Annotated in this window: 20 protein-coding genes, 1 rRNA gene, 1 pseudogene and 1 riboswitch; of the genes and pseudogenes, 2 read left to right on the top strand and 20 right to left on the bottom strand. The window is 49.9% G+C overall.

Translation table 11 applies throughout. The annotated features are described in order from the left end of the window. Positions 1-7: 7 nt before the first annotated feature. The 9 genes and pseudogenes from ispE to AC0LWF_RS25545 all read right to left on the bottom strand — a co-directional run bounded on the left by ispE (position 8) and on the right by AC0LWF_RS25545 (position 8,431). The gene (gene ispE / locus AC0LWF_RS25585) at positions 8-862 is read right to left on the bottom strand and encodes a 4-(cytidine 5'-diphospho)-2-C-methyl-D-erythritol kinase (protein ID WP_474654359.1); all 855 of its coding nucleotides are present in this window, start codon (positions 860-862) and stop codon (positions 8-10) included. 335 nt (positions 863-1,197) lie between these two features. After that, positions 1,198-1,371: pseudogene (locus AC0LWF_RS25580) on the bottom strand (protein sspF); the annotation flags it as partial. 172 nt (positions 1,372-1,543) lie between these two features. Then, a complete protein-coding gene (veg, locus tag AC0LWF_RS25575; protein WP_090583107.1) occupies positions 1,544-1,816 on the bottom strand; it encodes a biofilm formation stimulator Veg in 273 nt (90 codons plus the stop codon). Positions 1,817-1,967: 151 nt separating this feature from the next. Then, positions 1,968-2,843 (bottom strand): sporulation peptidase YabG, encoded by an 876-nt coding sequence (gene yabG, locus AC0LWF_RS25570; protein ID WP_474654358.1) that lies wholly within the window; start codon positions 2,841-2,843, stop codon positions 1,968-1,970. A 67-nt stretch (positions 2,844-2,910) separates the two neighbouring features. After that, entirely contained in the window at positions 2,911-3,807 is an 897-nt protein-coding gene (gene rsmA / locus AC0LWF_RS25565; protein WP_474654357.1) for a 16S rRNA (adenine(1518)-N(6)/adenine(1519)-N(6))-dimethyltransferase RsmA, read from the bottom strand. Next, a complete protein-coding gene (gene rnmV / locus AC0LWF_RS25560) occupies positions 3,804-4,370 on the bottom strand; it encodes a ribonuclease M5 (RefSeq protein WP_474654356.1) in 567 nt (188 codons plus the stop codon). Before rnmV ends, rsmA begins: the two co-directional genes overlap by 4 nt. Before the next feature lie 134 nt (positions 4,371-4,504). Next, on the bottom strand, positions 4,505-5,656 hold the full coding sequence (locus AC0LWF_RS25555) for a resuscitation-promoting factor (protein WP_474654355.1): 1,152 nt from the start codon (positions 5,654-5,656) through the stop codon (positions 4,505-4,507). Between the two features lie 246 nt (positions 5,657-5,902). Further along, a riboswitch (cyclic di-AMP (ydaO/yuaA leader) is annotated at positions 5,903-6,142 on the bottom strand. A 186-nt stretch (positions 6,143-6,328) separates the two neighbouring features. Next, entirely contained in the window at positions 6,329-7,093 is a 765-nt protein-coding gene (locus tag AC0LWF_RS25550) for a TatD family hydrolase (RefSeq protein WP_474654354.1), read from the bottom strand. Between the two features lie 21 nt (positions 7,094-7,114). Further along, positions 7,115-8,431, bottom strand: a complete 1,317-nt coding sequence (locus AC0LWF_RS25545; protein ID WP_474654353.1) for an HD domain-containing protein — start codon at positions 8,429-8,431, stop codon at positions 7,115-7,117. Between the two features lie 275 nt (positions 8,432-8,706). Between AC0LWF_RS25545 and AC0LWF_RS25540 the strand changes: the two genes are divergently transcribed. Continuing rightward, positions 8,707-8,961 (top strand): AbrB/MazE/SpoVT family DNA-binding domain-containing protein, encoded by a 255-nt coding sequence (locus tag AC0LWF_RS25540; RefSeq protein WP_090583121.1) that lies wholly within the window; start codon positions 8,707-8,709, stop codon positions 8,959-8,961. Positions 8,962-9,087: 126 nt separating this feature from the next. Here the strand turns inward: AC0LWF_RS25540 and rsmI are convergent, their stop codons facing one another. From rsmI to AC0LWF_RS25490, 10 genes are all read right to left on the bottom strand, one after another. Beyond that, positions 9,088-9,981 (bottom strand): 16S rRNA (cytidine(1402)-2'-O)-methyltransferase, encoded by an 894-nt coding sequence (rsmI, locus tag AC0LWF_RS25535; protein WP_474654352.1) that lies wholly within the window; start codon positions 9,979-9,981, stop codon positions 9,088-9,090. Continuing rightward, positions 9,978-10,766 (bottom strand): tRNA1(Val) (adenine(37)-N6)-methyltransferase, encoded by a 789-nt coding sequence (locus tag AC0LWF_RS25530; RefSeq protein ID WP_474654404.1) that lies wholly within the window; start codon positions 10,764-10,766, stop codon positions 9,978-9,980. The genes rsmI and AC0LWF_RS25530 overlap by 4 nt, the downstream gene beginning before the upstream one ends. A 76-nt stretch (positions 10,767-10,842) precedes the next feature. Beyond that, the gene (locus tag AC0LWF_RS25525; RefSeq protein WP_474654351.1) at positions 10,843-11,241 is read right to left on the bottom strand and encodes an initiation-control protein YabA; all 399 of its coding nucleotides are present in this window, start codon (positions 11,239-11,241) and stop codon (positions 10,843-10,845) included. 51 nt (positions 11,242-11,292) lie between these two features. Further along, positions 11,293-12,093, bottom strand: a complete 801-nt coding sequence (locus AC0LWF_RS25520) for a PSP1 domain-containing protein (protein ID WP_474654350.1) — start codon at positions 12,091-12,093, stop codon at positions 11,293-11,295. A 4-nt stretch (positions 12,094-12,097) separates the two neighbouring features. Further along, complete coding sequence (gene holB, locus AC0LWF_RS25515) at positions 12,098-13,075, bottom strand: DNA polymerase III subunit delta' (RefSeq protein WP_474654349.1); 978 nt, start codon at positions 13,073-13,075, stop codon at positions 12,098-12,100. 15 nt (positions 13,076-13,090) lie between these two features. Next, complete coding sequence (locus tag AC0LWF_RS25510) at positions 13,091-13,534, bottom strand: YaaR family protein (RefSeq protein ID WP_474654348.1); 444 nt, start codon at positions 13,532-13,534, stop codon at positions 13,091-13,093. A gap of 16 nt (positions 13,535-13,550) precedes the next feature. After that, a complete protein-coding gene (locus tag AC0LWF_RS25505; RefSeq protein WP_090583132.1) occupies positions 13,551-13,880 on the bottom strand; it encodes a cyclic di-AMP receptor DarA in 330 nt (109 codons plus the stop codon). Positions 13,881-13,964: 84 nt separating this feature from the next. Further along, positions 13,965-14,591, bottom strand: a complete 627-nt coding sequence (gene tmk, locus AC0LWF_RS25500) for a dTMP kinase (RefSeq protein ID WP_474654347.1) — start codon at positions 14,589-14,591, stop codon at positions 13,965-13,967. 65 nt (positions 14,592-14,656) lie between these two features. Beyond that, positions 14,657-16,153: an aminotransferase class I/II-fold pyridoxal phosphate-dependent enzyme gene (locus AC0LWF_RS25495; protein ID WP_474654346.1), complete on the bottom strand. Its 1,497-nt coding sequence runs from the start codon at positions 16,151-16,153 to the stop codon at positions 14,657-14,659. Between the two features lie 165 nt (positions 16,154-16,318). Continuing rightward, positions 16,319-16,504, bottom strand: a complete 186-nt coding sequence (locus AC0LWF_RS25490) for a sigma factor G inhibitor Gin (RefSeq protein ID WP_474654345.1) — start codon at positions 16,502-16,504, stop codon at positions 16,319-16,321. A gap of 221 nt (positions 16,505-16,725) precedes the next feature. On the opposite strand from AC0LWF_RS25490, the gene AC0LWF_RS25485 reads away from it, so the two are divergent. After that, complete coding sequence (locus AC0LWF_RS25485) at positions 16,726-17,256, top strand: transposase (protein WP_474654344.1); 531 nt, start codon at positions 16,726-16,728, stop codon at positions 17,254-17,256. Between the two features lie 116 nt (positions 17,257-17,372). Here AC0LWF_RS25485 and rrf read toward each other — a convergent pair. Next, positions 17,373-17,470 (bottom strand): 5S ribosomal RNA (gene rrf / locus AC0LWF_RS25480); the annotation flags it as partial.

Below are 17,470 nucleotides of genomic sequence, written 5' to 3'. Positions count from 1 at the left end.
GTCTGCTTCATGTCAGCATTCTTACCACGTATACTTCTTTGCAGAAACCGCGAAGCCCATTATAGATTCGCGAAACCTTCGCTTCCTTGCTCACAAGGCCGAATACAGTCGGACCGCTGCCCGACATAAGAACGCCATCCGCACCAAGACGCTGCATAATCTCCTTCATCTGCAGCACCTCCGGATGAAGCTGAAGCGTTACCGTTTCAAGCACATTGCCGAGATAGGTGCATACGCCCGCGAACGAGCCGCTTGATATCGCCGACAGCATATCGGGCGTCGACGGGTGCTGCTTCAGTTCATTCGCGCGCAGCTTGCCGTAGACGTCTGCCGTCGATACGTTAATCGGCGGCTTCGCAAGAATGACCCAGCACTGAGGCGGATTGCTGATCCGCTCGAGCTTCTCACCCCGCCCTCGGGCAATCGCCGTGCCTCCCGTCACGCAGAACGGCACATCGGACCCAAGCTCCGCGCCAAGTTCACACAGCTCTTCCTCCGAGATGCCGAGCCCCCACAAGCGGTTCAGCCCACGCAGCGTCGCAGCTGCATCACTGCTTCCACCAGCGAGGCCTGCTGCAACCGGTATCTTCTTGTCCAAATGGATATAGACGCCCTTGCGGACGTTATATCGGTCTTTAATAAGCCTTGCGGCCTGAAACGCCAAGTTCTTCTCATCCAGCGGTATGTATCCGGCCTGGCTCGATATGATGATCGTATCTCGCGGAAGCTCCTCCATCTCGAGCCGATCCGCCAGATCGACCATCGTCATAATCATCTCCACCTCGTGGAAGCCATCCTCGCGCTTACGCTTGACGTCCAGCAGGAGGTTGATCTTCGCCGGTGCTTTCTCATAAATTTTCATATATGCTCACCCGTTCATTATCGTTAGAAAACTTATACATCTTTTTATTTTATCAAAAGGTCATAAGAAAAGCTAAGATGCGTTTTTACGCACATCTTAGCTTCATGGTGAATGGCTTATTAATGCGGATAGTGGTTCGCTTGCTGCTGAGCGGCCTGCACAGCTTGATGCATATAGGCAGGAACCGTTACGCGGCTAGCGATAGATTGCGTGCTGGTAGATGCGGCATACGATTGCTGCTGTGGCGGCATATACGTGGTTCTGCCAGTTTGCTGCTGCTGAGAGGCAGCGTTGTAAGCTCCCGGTTGCTGCCTTTGTTGTTGCGCGGCTTGGTACTGCTTTGCCACAGTCTGCTCTGCGAGCTGAATGGCGCGCTTCACCATATTGCCAGCATCCTTCGCTTTAATCGCTCCCCAGCCTTCCTTCTGGACGGTGTCATAGAAGCCCAGCTCCTTAGCCAGCGCATTCTTCATTTCCTCACTCATCATACTGCGGTTTCTGCGGGACACTACTCGTCGCCTCCTGATTCTCGGATCGTACCGTTAGTATGTGTTCCAGCCGGACTTCCTCATACAGCTATACGACCATAAAAAAAGTGCAGATACTGCCAATTGGAGCAAGCCCGCTCCACTAGCATCATCTGCACATGTACTGCAATTGCATTTGTTTTTTAGCTGCAATTTACTGTATATACGTAATGCGAACTTGACCATCATCGCTATCGACCGTCACTTCAACGGACTCCGTCAAAATATCGGCGTAGCTGTAGGAAACACGTTTAAATGCATGTTGATCCTGATCAAGCCTGACAATAAATACAGAAGGGTAGATTTCTTCTAACACACCGGTCCGTTCAATAGTCTTTCGACGACCACCGTTTGCACGAAGACGTATTTTGGATCCGACATGGGTTTCCAAACTGCGTTTGATCTCCAATAGCGCATTTTTTGCCATTGTGCACTACCACCTCTTTCCTTGTCCATTATAACCAAAAGGAGGTGGTTTGTCAAAAAATAATAATTATAACAGCGGTCTTCATCACATGTCAACAATTATTAAGTTTGTTTTAGGAACTCATGTATATTTTGTTAGGAGCCCTGCCATATTATACGGTTGGCTTCACACCGACAAGCGCTTTCGGCTTCGGCATGCCTACTCGAAACTTGCCAAGAGTCTCAATGCCTCCAACACCGTCAATGCCGCTGATCGTGCCATGAATGACGTCCGACAGATTAATTGTCTCCCTGATGGACGTGTAGCTTGCTTTTATAGCGACGTAGACCGGGTCGAGCGCATGAATGAGCACGCGGCCAGGAGAACTAGCAAAGTTCGAGCCAGACTGCAGCAGCGCCTCATAATGAGACTGGCAGGCGCCAGCGATCACGATGAGATTGTCTCTGCTCTTCTCGTACTGGCGCGCGATGCGCACGGCGTCTACAAAATTCTGCGAGTTCTTGTAACTGGCGAGGCTGTGCAGCTCATCGCGATTGCTTGTTTTGAGCACGCCGTCATGGCCTGTAATCACGATAATATCCGGCTTGATTTGCGGAAGCAGGCGATATACGACATCGGCCATTTGCGACTCATGCACATAGACTCCGTAAGCAGGCACTCGCATTTGCGTATACAACTGCATGCTCTTCTTCATATAATTGCTGTCCCCATCTAGATGAAGGACTTTTCCTGGCACCTCAAAATAAGAGTGGTTTTCACTCTGCGCGCGCGCAAGCTCACGTTCAAGCGCCTGCTGCTCACGCTGCTCCTGTATCCGCAGGGTAGACTCGCTTGCCTTTATGCGGGCCTGCCTGGCGGCGCCTGACGATTCCGGGTCGCTGACTACCGATAAATCGACAATAGGTGCGTCTGCAAGCAGACGGTAGTCAGTTCCCTTCAAAATGGCCGTTTCTTCTAACGTTGTCGCAACACGAAAAAGGACGTCCCCGCCATAGGATTTGCGGACGACCAGGTCCCCTTGCTTCATGGGCAAATCACCTCTTCGTCTATCCTATGGGGAGACGCCCCTGATGGTGCGCTTCCGATTATGTTTTTTAACCCGTGAAGCCTGCCGCTAACAGTGCCTTGCTGAGCACCGCGAACTCCGCAAGCGATAGTGTCTCGCCACGGCGTGCAGGGTCTATTCCGCAGTTTGTCAACAGCGGCACGAGCTGCTCGCGGTTTTCCTTACCCACGAGTGCGGTCAGGTTGTTCATCAGCGTCTTGCGGCGCTGCGCGAAGCTCGCCTGCACCGTGCGGAAGAAATGAGCTTCATCCTCCACCTCGACGGCCGGCTCCTTACGCAGCGACAGCTTAATAACAGCCGAATCGACGTTCGGCTGCGGAATAAACACCGTATGCGGCACGATGCAGACGAGCTCAGGCACGCAATAGTACTGCACCGCTACGCTGAGGCTGCCGTACTCCTTGCCGCCTGGCTTCGCTGCCATCCGCTGCGCCACTTCTTTCTGAATCATGACAACAATATTTTCAAGCGGCAGCTTCTCTTCCAGCAGCTTCATTAGAATGGGGGTCGTTACATAGTATGGCAAATTGGCCACAACGCTTACGCCGGACAGCCCTGCGAATTTCTTCTCCATCAGCTCGGGCAAGTCCATCTTCAATACGTCGCCGTGCTCGACATGCACATTCGGCGTATCTGCGAAGACATCCTGCAGAATCGGGATAAGCCTGTTGTCGATCTCAATTGCCGTAACGCGTCCCGCTTCCTGAGCAAGCTGCTGCGTAAGCGCACCGATACCTGGGCCGATTTCAAGTGCGCCTTTCGTCTCATCCAGCTCTGCTGCACCGACAATTTTACGCAAAATATTTTGATCGATCAGAAAGTTCTGACCGAGGCTCTTCTTAAATGTAAACCCGTACTTATTAATGATGTCCTTCGTATGCTTCGGCGAAGCGACATCGACATTCTTTCTTATTCCCTCTGTCATGGCTGGTCTCCTTCATTAGACTGCTCCATCGTTGCAAGCGCCTGGTCGAACTCCTGACGCGTAATTCGGAACGTCTGGCACCGCTTGAGGAACTGCTTTCCATTCGCATAGCCTAGTCCAAGCAAATTGCCCATCGTAAGCCTCCGCTCCGATGCCTGCGGATGTACGAGCAGCCCTGCCCGCATTAGATCTTCCATCGTCACTTCCGCTAGCGTGCCGCTTCCTTCTACCGCTTCCGTTCGCAGGTTCGCCAGCGCGCGCCGAATCGCTTCAGGCGAAGCATTCTCAACGCCGATGTCGCCCTTGTATAGCGCCTCCTCCTGTGGGAGGAACGCATGCTTGCAGCCAGGCACATGCTGCGCGACGATTTTGCGAATCCGCTCACCAGCATGGTCGGGATCCGTGAAGATAATGACGCCGCGACGCTCCATCGCCAGCTTCACGCGCTTCAGCACCGCATCACCGATCGCGGAGCCGCCTGTCTCTATGGTCTCTGCCTCTACGGCACGTTTAATCGCGACGGTGTCGTCTTTACCTTCTACGACAATAATTTCCTTAATCATGGGACGTTCATTCACTCCCTTCAGACGAACATACAAAAAGAAGAGGCAGCGCCTCTTCTTATGATGGCATATTTACGTGCAAAATACGATATGAATGAAGAAGAAATCCCATACACTACGGGCAAAATCTCTTCTTACAGCGACTCTGGCTTCTTAGGTCCTAGTATGTAGACCGTATAACCTCGCTTCAAACCGAATTTATCGGCAAACGATTCGCTGTCAAAGTAAACGTCGATCTTGTTTCCTTTAACCGCGCTGCCCGTATCCTCCGCACGACGGAAGCCGATGCCCTCGATATAGACCCACCAGCCGATCGGAATAACCTTCGGATCAACTGCAATTGTCCGGCCTTCCTGAACACGTGCCCCTGATGCGGTAATACCGTACTGCGGATGGCTCTTCCCTTTGCCTGTCGATGCGACGCCGGCTGAATACGCCGTCAGCGTTACGTTACGAAGCATCTTCTTCGAGCTGAACGTTACGCCCCGCTTCGTCAGCGTTGTCACCGCTGGTGATTTAGCAGACAGCATCGTCACCTTCGGTTCAGGCTTTTTCGTGCCTATTGCTACGACTTGATCCACGGCAGAGGACTTCGTCATTTTCTCCACGAGCGTTTGCGATACGAGAACGCCGTTCTGGAACACCTTCTCATACCGTTTCACAATCGTGCCTTGTTTGCCCGTCTGGACAAGTTTTTCTTTCCCCAATGCGAGCTTCGGATCTTCCTTCTTCACGACCGTGAACGGAACCGGATATGCACTCTCAGAGTACTTCTTATCGATCCGTGTAACCGTAATAATCATGTTAGGCTCAAGCGAAGACGTTAACGGGGGTACGACTTTATCTTGACCACGTACCGATATGTCAGCCTGATCGATCGCTGCCGCTACCGTTTTTTCTGTCGTATACATCGTCTTTGCTTTGCCGTCTGCCTTTACAACTAAAGGTACCGCCTGATCAATTACAATCCGGTCGCCATCTTTAATTCCGCCATCGAGCGACATCGACACTTTATCATAAGCGCCAACAGTAATGGCTTGTTCATCCAGTAGGCGTTGAAGGGACCATTGTTTTGTCGAAACAATCGTTTCTCGTCCATTCACTACTACGGACACGTGCTTGTCAGCCGTTCCGTGCAACAACACCAAAAACATGAAAGTCATAGCGATTGAGATCAGAGCGCTTAGAACAATTAAACGCACGTTCTCATGCTTCCATCGCAATGCGAAAGACATGCTGGATGATCGTTTACCATGGGTGGTGTCCTTCATCTGGAGTGCTCCCATTTCTTCGGTCCTCCTTACATAGCCCCGCCGCCTTGTTACGCATGATACTTAGACGCGACTATTGAGATTTGGCGTGCGATAAACGCACGCATTTCCAATCCTTATTCACCTCCGTGCCCGTTCCATGATACGCCCTGTGTCGTCACAATATGCTTCATTCAAACAAAAAAGAAGCCCGATGACAGAGGATCTGTTTCGTGGCTTCCCAATTCGACAAGGGTAAGCATGGATTGCATGCACGAGGTTGATCTCTCTTATTTACGCTGGCGAGGTTAGCTGTCGGATTCGGGCGTGAGAGTCGCCCTATTCGCTCGTGACGTTAAGCGATGTCTTCAACCACGTCACCAAGCAAAATTCACCCCAAGAAGAATCTCCATGTCTACTTCTGTTTGCCACCGCGCAATTCATTTCACTGCGTGATACAAACAGTTTCAACAATTGGTTCCCCCGCTCTCCAAAACTTCGGAGATTAAGCGTTTATTGGAAAAGGAATACAAGTTTTGTTGCTCTGAAATGAATCATACCGTCTATCGCTGCACATTGTAAAGAACTGATTAATGACGATTTTAGCGAATTTTTAGGATAATCCAGTGATTTCAACTTGATTTCTAGGAATAAAGTTAGTTTTTTCAACGGAATGGTCCTAAATCCTTGCTTTCACTTCCATTTTCACTACATTCCAAAACATTTCAGTGCATTTTCGGTCGTAATTTTAGCTATTTCTTCCACGGACTTGCCTGTTAGCTCCGCCATCGTATTTGCTACAAGACGGACGAATGATGATTCATTTCGTTTCCCTCTATGGGGGTGCGGAGCTAAATAAGGGGCATCTGTTTCAATCAGCAGACGGTCAAGCGGCACATGCGCAAGCACCTCTTTTGGCACACGTGCATTTTGGAATGTAAGCGGTCCCCCGAACGAAATATAGAAGTTCATATCGAGGCATTGCTTTGCCGTTTCCCAGCTTCCAGAGAAGCAGTGCATGACGCCGCCGACTTCCCTTGCGCCCTCTTCACGAAGCAGTCTGACGACATCCTCATGTGCGTCCCTGTTGTGGATTACAATCGGCTTCTGCTTTTGTTTCGCTAGCTGAATTTGCTCCCGAAATACACGCTGCTGCACATCTTTAGGTGAAGTGTCCCAGTGATAATCGAGTCCAATCTCGCCGATCGCAACAACCTTCGGATGATCGCATAAAGATGCAATCCAATCCAGATCCTCCGGCAGCATATCAATGCTGTCTACCGGATGCCAGCCGACAGCGGCATAGATGAACGAATACTGCTCGGCAAGTTGCATCGTGGTCGGAATCGTTTCCCGGTTGAAGCCGATATTAATAAGCTTATGTACACCTGCAGCTTGAGCTCTTTCGATAACTTCTGCGCGGTCCTCGTCGAATTTCGACGAGTCCAAATGGGTATGTGTGTCGATTAACATTGGTGCCAAAGTAGCCCCTTTCTACAATAAAGCGAATAATTCGCGCAAATTCGCCGGGAGCTTCGTCGCTGATTCGCGAAGAGGTTCTTCCGGGTAATACAGATGGTACTTGCCTTGGCGAATACCTGTGATGGATCTGATGATACTGGATCGCTCGGATATTTCCGACAGCTGTTCGTCACGGCCCAGCAGCAGAATCGGTGGTTTTTCTTCCTTACCCTCAGCATTCGCCGCGTCAGGTCGATAAACATCGTAGGGCAAGTCATATGGAAAGTCAATTTCCAGATGGTAGTCCGGGTGCAGCCCGATCGCCTTGAACTGTTCGCGTATTTCTTGCCAGAGCTGCTCATCCGCATGATCCATCGTTACATATTTATACAGCTTTCGGTTTAGGAATCGGCGGCATAGATCAGCAAGCACCTCATCCTGCTCATTTACCCACATGCTAAAGGCGGTCTGAACGAGCGCCTCATCAAGTGCCAAATAACCTTCAATATCCATTCTTCCCGCTATCAGCTGCTCCAGCGGACCAATCATCCAACTGAATGCGTAACCAGATGCGTACAGCTCCTTCGCCCTGCGGAAGATTTGCCGGAGAATGATCTCTGAGCTGCGCGTAACCGGATGAAAATACACCTGCCAGTACATTTGGTATCGCGACATGAGATAGTCCTCAACCGCGTGCATGCCACTCTCTTTCACTACAATTCTTCCCCGGTAGGGCCGAAGTACTCGCAGAATCCGTTCCAGATCGAAAGTGCCGTAGTTTACTCCTGTAAAATACGCATCCCGCAGCAGATAATCCATCCGGTCTGCATCCATTTGGCTAGAGACAAGACTAACAACAATCGGCTCGTAATAAGTCTTGCAGATGACGGCTGCAACCCGCTCGGGATAGGAGGAATCATAGGCTTTCAGCACAGCGTTAATTTCTGTTTCTTCTAATAATAGGCGGCATGTCCACTCTTCATGATTCGTGTCAAAAACATCTTCAATGGAATGGGAGAAAGGGCCATGTCCGATATCATGTAACAGCGCCGCGCATAGCGCGATCAGCTTCTCTCCGGCAGGCCAATCCGTGTAGCCAGCTCGCTCGAACTGGGATATGATTTTGCGGGTAATCTCATAGACGCCGAGAGAATGGGAGAACCGGCTGTGCTCTGCGCCGTGAAAGGTCAAATAGGAGGTGCCAAGCTGGCGAATACGTCGAAGTCGTTGAAATTCCTTCGTATTAATTAAGTCCCAGATCAAGTGATCCTGCACGTAAATGTACTTATGAACGGGGTCCTTGAACACTTTCTCCTCCGCCAATCGTTCCTTGCGCTTACGAGCTGCCATTTCTATAATCACTCCTTCAATCGTTCATCGTTTCGACACAATAGTCGAATGTTTGTCGAATGATGTCGCAAATTCATTTCCAATCTGGTTACAAATATTGTACGATATTAGTAGATGATTTGCTTTCTGTTTAAAGCAAACCTAACGTCACTGGTCATATTTACCGTCAAATCGTCGTTGACTATTATGGGAAACGTTGGTATTATTAAAGCATAAAATGATGGATTTTGTCGAATCGTGACGATGTAATCTAGTACGAGAGGAAATGATAGATCATGATGAAATCGACAGGCATTGTACGTAAAGTAGATGAGCTCGGACGTGTTGTTATTCCTATCGAGCTGCGCCGTACGCTCGGTATTGGCGAGAAAGACGCACTCGAAATTTATGTAGATGGCGAACGCATTATGTTGAAGAAGTATGAGCCTGCTTGTATCTTCTGTGGCAATGCAGAGAACGTGGCTTACTTCAAAGGCAAAATCGTTTGTAACGCTTGTTTGACTGAAATGCCAACTCCTGTTACAAAATAAGAGACAAACTAAGAATTATAGGTTATAATAAGTTTATCCAATATGTTAATTCTAACCTTTTTATACTCCTTGATGCCTCCCTGGGCCAATATGGCCAGGGGGGTCTTTTTTTATATATTCACTTCTTCATTTCTTCATCACATCATTGTACACGTCCCGCTTCTGCATGCCGCGATCTTGTGCAGTTCGTTTGATTGCTTCCTTGCGATCTTCCCCTTGCTCCTCGTAGCGGCTCACATGCTCCTCTAGACTTAGCGCTGCCCACCAGCTCTGCTCGCCTTGCTTTAGCTCGGCCACTTCTTCCTTGCTTATGCCCGCAATAACGAGACAATACTCGCCAAGCGGTGGATGCTCCTCCAGCCAGCTGATACATTCAGAGATTGTACCGCGGGCTACTTCTTCATGGCGCTTCGTCAGCTCTCGCACCATTGCCATCCGTCGATCGCCCCACTGCTCGAGCATCACCGGCAGCGTCTTTGTAATCCGATGCGGCGATTCATAGCATATTATCGTCGCTTCCTGCTTTTGCAGCTGCTGCAGCCAATTCGTTAACGGCTTGCGATCGCGCGGCGGGAAGCCTGCGAAGAAGAAATTTTCCGTCGACAGCCCGGATACGATAAGCGCCGACAGAGCAGCGTTCGCACCAGGAATCGGTACAACCGCTATTCCCCGCTCCGCGGCGGCCGCAGCAAGATCTGCGCCAGGGTCGGAGATTGCAGGCAACCCCGCATCACTAACAATCGCGATCGACTGTCCGGTCTCCAGCAGCCGAATCAGTTCTGGGCCGCTCGCATCCTTGTTATGCTCATGATAGCTGACCAGGCGCGTCGCGATTTCAAAATGCGCAAGCAGCTTACGCGTTTGGCGCGTATCCTCTGCTGCGATTAAATCCACTTCCTTCAGCGTTCGAATCGCCCGAAACGTCATATCCTCCAAGTTGCCTATCGGCGTACCGACCAAGTATAAGGTGCCGCTCTCGCTGCGCTCTCCCTCTTTGCTAAAGCTCCGTTGTACAATCATTTCTCTGTATTCCTCGCTTCCGCCATTTTAGCCTCTGCAGCTTTATCGCCATAATAGATCCGCATTAATTCTTCATTATATTGCCGCTGCTCGTTGTACACGATAAGCGGCGGGAGCAGCTTGATGTCCGGCTTACCATCACGCAGCGCTTCAATGAGTACCATATTCGCCTCCGCATCCTTATGCGGGTGTACGAAACGAATACGCTTCGGCTCAAGCTTCCACTTGCGCATCGTCTCCATAATCTCTACGAGCCGCGACGGACGATGAACCATCGCAACACGGCCGCCCGTCCGAACAAGCCGCGCACATGCCTCCACAATATTATCAAGTGTGCCGTTACGCTCATGCCTTGCCATCGCAAAATGCTCATTCCCATTCTGTTCGCCGGAGCCTGCCGGCATATATGGCGGATTCACCGTCACAACATCATACATGCCTTGACGCTGCTTATGAAATTCCCGCAGATCACCTTCATAGATCTTAATTTGCTCCGTCAGCCCATTAGCCTCCACACTCCGCCTTGCCATATCTGCCAATCGAGGCTGAATTTCCACTGCGTCGATTGCTGCTTTCGTCCGTGTCGTTAAGAGCAGCGGAATAACGCCATTCCCCGTACATAGATCAATAATCCTCCCGCGTGGTGGAACGGCTGCGAACCGTGCCAGCAGCACCGCATCCATTGAGAAGCTGAACACCTCTCGGCTTTGAATAATATATAATTCATGCGTTAAGAGATCATCAAGCCTTTCATTCGGCTCTAATTTCACTTCGTTGACCACAATTTCTGCTCCTTCACCTGATGACTACGTACCAGCCTTCTATATGCAAACAAGACCCTATCAATAAGGGTCTTGTTGTTCAATCTTTATTGAGAAAGGAAAGGCAGAACAAGCAGTCGCCTTCCGTACGCAAATGGCCGTAATACAGATTGCATATATGAAATCCTTCATGATACAGTCTTGCCAAATTGTCATAGCCTTGTCCAACACCAGCTGTATCGGCTGTGGCGCTTGGCTCTTCAATTGGCAACGTATTGATCTCCTCATCGACGACAACCGGTACCGCAACAGGCTTCTTCGGCGAATGAACCGCCGTCTCACGCTTTAATACTTTACGCAGTTGCCCATTTTCTATACTGAGCCGGTTGTTCTCTTCGAGGAGCGATTTGATTTTCTCTTTCATTGCACCGATCTCTTGATGCAAGCTTCCCAAGTGGGATTCAAATTCGCTTATTTGACTAAAGATATCTCTTTTCAAGTCTTCACCCCAAGGCTGTGCAGCTTCGGATTTAGCATTATGTGCGCTAGCTTACTTTAAGACAACATCATCGAGCGGTAGCTCCTTCGGCTTGCCGCCATCGAAGAGCTGTACATACACCGTTTTGGAACCCGCGTTGATGCCCGTTACTTTACCTTCACCATAAGAAGTCACGACATATTTACCAACTGCCGGCAATTCCTCGCGAATGCTCTCATAATTGTCGTGCTCATACTTCAAGCAGCACATGAGTCGCCCGCATAGTCCGGAGATCTTCGTCGGATTGAGCGATAAGTTCTGATCCTTCGCCATCTTGATGGACACAGGCTCGAAATCGCCAAGCCATGTGGAGCAGCATAAGATGCGTCCGCAAGGTCCGATGCCGCCAAGCATCTTCGCTTCATCGCGTACACCGATTTGTCTCAGCTCGATCCGCGTGCGGAACACGCTGGCCAGATCCTTAACGAGTTCCCGGAAGTCAACCCGGCCTTCAGCTGTGAAATAAAAAATGATTTTGTTGCGGTCGAACGTAAATTCAACATCGACCAGCTTCATCTTCAGCTGATGGTCTCTTATTTTTTCAAGACAAGTGGCAAAAGCGTTACGCGCCGCCGTCTTGTTCTCTTCGACTATTCTGGCGTCGTTGTCACCGGCAATCCGTATGACTTTCTTCAGCGGAAGGACAACATCCGATTCACCGACTTGCTTCTGTCCAACCACTACTTTCCCGTACTCGATCCCTCTTGCCGTTTCTACGATAACATACTGCTCTTTATCGATGGAGAAATCGACTGGATCAAAGTAATAGATTTTGCCCGCCTTCTTAAAGCGAACACCAACGACGTTATACAATTCATCACCCCTCCTGTACACGGATTAGGAGCTGCTCAAGCGCAAGCTGCGGCGATACGTTCGCACGCATCCGTTTACCTGCCTCAAGCGTATACTCCATGCATCTGACCCAGCCCTCCGCCGAGCGCGAGTATGCATGTTTGCCAATCCAATCAAGCTGATCTATAAAAACAATTGCTTCATGTCTTCCTGCCTGAAAATGAATCATATCTTTATACCATAGTACCAATAAAGATAATAGAAGCTGCGGTTGCTCACCGAGCTCTGTCTTAAAAATTTGCTGCTGTGCAGACAACATCGCCGCGGTGAATCGGGTCAGACTGTCCTTTCCTAATTGTATCACTACGTTTCTCATTTCTGCAAACCCATTCTGCTGGATAAGCGCCCTGCATGCATCGACACCAGATGCAAGATGTACGGCAGCACGGGCAGACAGCTGGGGAACGCCTTCGTCTGATAGCGTCTGCAGCATCATCTGAGGTGCAAGCGGTATGAACGGTACGAGCTGTGTCCGCGACCGAATTGTAGGCAGAACAGCTTGTCCATTCTCCGTCAGCAGAATAGCAACGACAGGCGATTGCGGCTCCTCCAGAAACTTCAGCAGGCTGTTCGCCGCTTGAAGAGTCATCGTCTCGGCACGCTTCACAATATAGACTTTACGGTCCACGTTTATATTTCGATAAGCAAGCTCTCTTTGGAGCTCGCGAATTTGGTCGATTTTGATGGAATTGCCGTCAGGCTCAACCAGATGGAGATCCGGCTGATTGCCATGCTCGAATTTGCGGCATTCCAGGCAGTGACCGCAGGCGTCGTCTCCTCCACCTTTGCAGAACAGCGCTTTGGCAAAAGCCATCGCCATCTGCATTCGCCCACTACCTGAAGGACCGCTGAATAGATAGGCATGCGACACTTTGCCGCTAGCCAGCGCAAATTGCAAAATGCGTTTCGCTCTCGGTTGCCCCGCAAGCTCAGCAATGCTCATACTTGTTAATCCTCTCTAGAAAAACAGGTTAATCAATAATCCGCGGATATCACCGATTTTTTGCAGCAGCTCAAGTCTGCCTTCCTCCGAATCAAGAAGCTCTTCGCCCATCTGAAGCAGATTCGAGTCCAGTTCCTCAAGCAGTTTGTATCGCTTCGTCCGTCCGCGTCGGTCGAAGCCACGCGTTTCTTTCATGCCAACGCCGCGCCGAACGGTATCCTCAAGGAACTGCTTTACCATCTGACGGTAAAGGCGCAGCTCTCTCACCGTCATAGAGCGCGCCAGCCGTTCGCCTTGATTATGAATATCTTGCAGCTTCATTTGAAGCTCTTCAATTGTTCTTTGCTCATCATGAATATTCATGACATCTGCAAAGTTTTTAGGCGCAATCGGCTTTGCCCCTAGATCCGGCCGCGTACGATCCTGGCCTAGTGGCCGCCAGCCCGGATTAATCTTCATTATGCGTCACGCCCAATCAGAAATGTTCGAAACGTTCTACTGGTACGACGAATACGGCTGCGCCGCCGACTTGTACCTCGACCGGGAACGGAATATATGCATCCGTCGTGCTGCCCATCGGGGATACTGGAGAAACCAGCTGATCGCGGACTTTACAATTGGATCGAATGACCGTCAGCACCTCGTGTACCCGTTCATCTTCGATACCGATCATGAATGTTGTATTTCCTGCTCGCAGGAAACCGCCTGTACTGGCCAGCTTTGTGGCACGGAAGCCCTCTCTTACTAGAGCATTCGATAACCGGTTGCTATCCTTATCTTGTACAATCGCAATAACTAATTTCATTCGAATCCCTCCCAATAGTAGTTCCTTTCTACGGCAGACATTTCTATCACCTTATTCATTTTGACACCGATAGCAATTAATCCTTTAAATTCGTCGATTTATTATCTCAATCACGTCACGAAGCACGTTTTCCGCCGATTGTTCGGCATTAACGCGTATAATACGGTCCGGCTCATTCGCCATTAGCTGCTGATAGCCTTCACGCACCCTTTCGTGAAATGCGAGTTCCTCCAGATCAAGCCGGTTCACTTCTCGCCCCTTCGTGCTATTAATTCGGGCAAGGCCGGCTTCCGGCGAAATATCCATCCAAATCGTCAAATTCGGCATCACGCCATCTATCGCAAAATCATTAATAGACCGCACCTCTGCAATGCCTAGCCCGCGCGCATGTCCTTGATAAGCAAGACTGCTGTCGACAAACCGATCACAGATAACGACGTCGCCTCTATTCAGAGCTGGCAGTACAATCTCGACAAGATGCTGACGTCTTGCAGCAGCATAGAGCAGCGCTTCTGTTCGCGCGTCCATCGCTGTATTTTTCTTATCGAGAATGACACCGCGGATCTCCTCCGCAATAGGGCTGCCGCCTGGCTCTCTAGTTGAAAGCACATTTCTTCCGCGATTCCGAAGCGCTTCTACCACACCGTTGATCAGTGTCGTTTTTCCTGCTCCTTCGCCGCCTTCAAACGTCAAAAACAATCCTTTTTCCACCAAAAGTAACTCCTCTTAACCGTTAATACCCTTATCATATCAAAGCCAATCAGGTGCGTAAACGATTAGCCCGTCCGCAGCACCGTGATCGTCTGCATGGTTGGGTCAGTCGCACCTTGGCATCTGGCGCCATACTGGACAAGCCGCTTAATCATGACAATGGTATCAGCTGTAATCCGTTCGCCCTCATAGAGAAGCGGTATGCCTGGTGGATAGGGGATGACTGCTTCCGCTGCGAGCAAGCCCTCTGCACACGATAGCTCCACGATTTCTATCTTTTTTGAATCCGCTCCTGCCCCTTTTCGGGAAAATAACACAGGTTCCGACACTGACTGCTGATAGGCAATTGGCTCATTAGTCAGCGGCGATACTGTTGCTGTTGCTGGTATCCCTTCTGCCGCCGCAATCGCGGTGAGAGCCTGCTTCAGACGTTCGACATCGGATGTTTCAGCTCCCATTCCAAATAACAAGACCACATAGTGAACATCCGCCATCTCCGCGTAACAGCCGAAGCTCTCCAGTTGTCGCAATAGCTCGAAGCCAGAGTGTTTTCCTGTCTTACTTCGCAGTACTACACGCAGCGGATCGAGCTGTACTTGCAGACCGTTGCCATCACACACTCGTGATGAACAAAGCTCGTAATGAGCTGACTCTTCGGTAACCCAATGTCGAAAATCGTCCGCTGCCGCGATCCCTCGCTCGAATAATTGCTCTCCGGCGCTATCAATTACAGCTCTTGCGATATCAAGCGATGCCAGGATGGGATACGAAGGACTCGAGCTCTGTACCATTCGCAACGCTTCAGCAAGAGCTTTACGGTCGATACGCGGTCCTTGTACATGCAGCATGGCACCCATCGTGAGCGCAGTCAACGTCTTATGTGTAGACTGTACAACCGCATCGGCCCCCGCCTGCAGCGCCGAACGAGGGAATCTTGGATGCAAACCGTAATGCGCCCCGTGGGCTTCATCGACAAGAAGCACTTTGCCATAGCGATGTACGAGCTTGGCGTATGGCTCTAGCTCCACACTTAGCCCATAATAGCTTGGATTCGTCAGGAACACGGCCTTCGCTTCTGGATAGCGTTCAAGCGCCTCCTCAATCTGTATCAAGCTCGGCACTACGTCCAGACCACTGCCAAGCTCCCTCTGCGGCATGACGAATACAGCTCTAGCTCCAGCTAGCTTCAAGCCATTCAATACGGATTTATGGGCATTGCGCTGTACAATAATGAGATCCCCTGCATCACAAACCGCAAGCACCATGGACAGATTACCCGCAGTACTCCCACCAACTAGGAACGAGGTTTCTTCCGCTCCAAACGTTGCTGCAGCTAATTGTTGTGCTTCTTCAATAACACCAGACGGTCCGTGTAGATCATCCGTCATGGACAACTCCGTTACATCCAGCTGCATAACCGCTTGATAGGCTTGCAGCACTTGCTCATTACTCGTATCTTCCAGCAAAGAGAGCGACGTGCCATATTTATGTCCTGGTACATGATAACTGCTCGGATTAGTTGCATATAAGGAAATTAGTTGTTCAAATAATGGCGCTCGCAAAATAAAATCCTCCTTAACTGCTCATCCCTTCCATCATAATCGATCTTGGATAAGACTTGGTGCAAATGTTGCACGTGAAACAAAATAACCCCTAACCTTCTCGGTTGCTAATGATGGTCCGAGAGATATAGGGATTACTTCGGCTGCTTGTTCAGATGCACCTTGCTATGCATTATTTTGCATCCAAATGCGCTTCAGTTGATGAATAAAGAAGGGGTACTTAGCATCCTGCACATCGGTGCCCACCATCTCAATCTCACAGCTTTCGCATATGAACCCATCAATGATACGAATACCTTCCTGCTTCTCATGACCGCAAATAATACAAGCCTTTCCTACATGTTCTTCCATAGGTTTCACCTCATCCAAGTGAGCTACTGCATCTTACTAGTATGCCACAAACTCTAGCAACGTATACGACTTTCATAGCCCATTTCAAATAGTAATACAGTTTATGTCGAAGTGCCCAGATTGGTGACGCACAGCTTGCACTTCTTTGGAGGGGAAGTCTACACAATAGACGGGAAATATCCGATAAAATGAGTTAGAAGAGAGAAAGGTGTTGAGCACCTATGAGGGGAAAACTCTCCGAACAGGAGAAAGCAACAATCTATCAGTACCAGCTCATTCAGAAAATAACCGTTCGCGAAGAGCTGCTTCGAAGCCATCTCTGCGTTATAGCCATACTAGCCATCTTCCTTTTGCTTATGTACCAAGTAGATGGCGCCAAAGCGTTAGGCGTTGGGTTACTCGGCACGCAGATTATCCATTACATTATTACTCGTCTCACTCTTATTCGTGTCGATGAGCCCGATTACCGGCGCTGGGGCTGGCGTGTCATGACACCATGGATCGGATATATTCCAACAGCCAACATACAGCTCGGATTGTTCCGCAGGCTGCATCGTCATCTGTTCTGGCTCGGTCTATGCGCAATCGGTGTTTTCTACCCTTGGGCGAACGAAGGCACAATGATCAGTCTCATTATGTGTCATCTCTGGTTTCTCCTTCCACGAATGCTCTTAATCCGCCGGCTGCGCAAAGCCAAACGCGACGGTGTCCTCCGTATCACAGCGGCAGATGTCAGCTTCTATCATCGTTAACCTGCTTCCTCATGAGGCAGGACGATGTGGGAACTGACTTTTTTGTTTAAAAAATGTATCGTGCTCGTCTTACAGACAACAAAAAACCGACCATATCAATATGGTCGGTTATCTGTGCTTGGCGACGTCCTACTCTTCCAGGACCCTGCGGTCCAAGTACCATCGGCGCTGGAGGGCTTAACGGTCGTGTTCGGGATGGGTACGCGTGGTTCCC

This window comes from Paenibacillus sp. sgz302114, assembly GCF_056120345.1.
This window is presented reverse-complemented; position numbering and strand designations above follow the sequence as displayed.

What these genes read in the sequence shown, in the direction of transcription:
- ispE (WP_474654359.1), bottom strand. Translation starts at nt 862, where the DNA reads ATGAAAATTTATGAGAAAGCACCGGCGAAGATCAACCTCCTGCTGGAC.
- veg (WP_090583107.1), bottom strand. Translation starts at nt 1,816, where the DNA reads ATGGCAAAAAATGCGCTATTGGAGATCAAACGCAGTTTGGAAACCCAT.
- yabG (WP_474654358.1), bottom strand. Translation starts at nt 2,843, where the DNA reads ATGAAGCAAGGGGACCTGGTCGTCCGCAAATCCTATGGCGGGGACGTC.
- rsmA (WP_474654357.1), bottom strand. Translation starts at nt 3,807, where the DNA reads ATGACAGAGGGAATAAGAAAGAATGTCGATGTCGCTTCGCCGAAGCAT.
- rnmV (WP_474654356.1), bottom strand. Translation starts at nt 4,370, where the DNA reads ATGATTAAGGAAATTATTGTCGTAGAAGGTAAAGACGACACCGTCGCG.
- AC0LWF_RS25555 (WP_474654355.1), bottom strand. Translation starts at nt 5,656, where the DNA reads ATGGGAGCACTCCAGATGAAGGACACCACCCATGGTAAACGATCATCC.
- AC0LWF_RS25550 (WP_474654354.1), bottom strand. Translation starts at nt 7,093, where the DNA reads ATGTTAATCGACACACATACCCATTTGGACTCGTCGAAATTCGACGAG.
- AC0LWF_RS25545 (WP_474654353.1), bottom strand. Translation starts at nt 8,431, where the DNA reads ATGGCAGCTCGTAAGCGCAAGGAACGATTGGCGGAGGAGAAAGTGTTC.
- AC0LWF_RS25540 (WP_090583121.1), top strand. Translation starts at nt 8,707, where the DNA reads ATGATGAAATCGACAGGCATTGTACGTAAAGTAGATGAGCTCGGACGT.
- rsmI (WP_474654352.1), bottom strand. Translation starts at nt 9,981, where the DNA reads ATGATTGTACAACGGAGCTTTAGCAAAGAGGGAGAGCGCAGCGAGAGC.
- holB (WP_474654349.1), bottom strand. Translation starts at nt 13,075, where the DNA reads ATGAGCATTGCTGAGCTTGCGGGGCAACCGAGAGCGAAACGCATTTTG.
- AC0LWF_RS25510 (WP_474654348.1), bottom strand. Translation starts at nt 13,534, where the DNA reads ATGAAGATTAATCCGGGCTGGCGGCCACTAGGCCAGGATCGTACGCGG.
- AC0LWF_RS25505 (WP_090583132.1), bottom strand. Translation starts at nt 13,880, where the DNA reads ATGAAATTAGTTATTGCGATTGTACAAGATAAGGATAGCAACCGGTTA.
- AC0LWF_RS25490 (WP_474654345.1), bottom strand. Translation starts at nt 16,504, where the DNA reads ATGGAAGAACATGTAGGAAAGGCTTGTATTATTTGCGGTCATGAGAAG.
- AC0LWF_RS25485 (WP_474654344.1), top strand. Translation starts at nt 16,726, where the DNA reads ATGAGGGGAAAACTCTCCGAACAGGAGAAAGCAACAATCTATCAGTAC.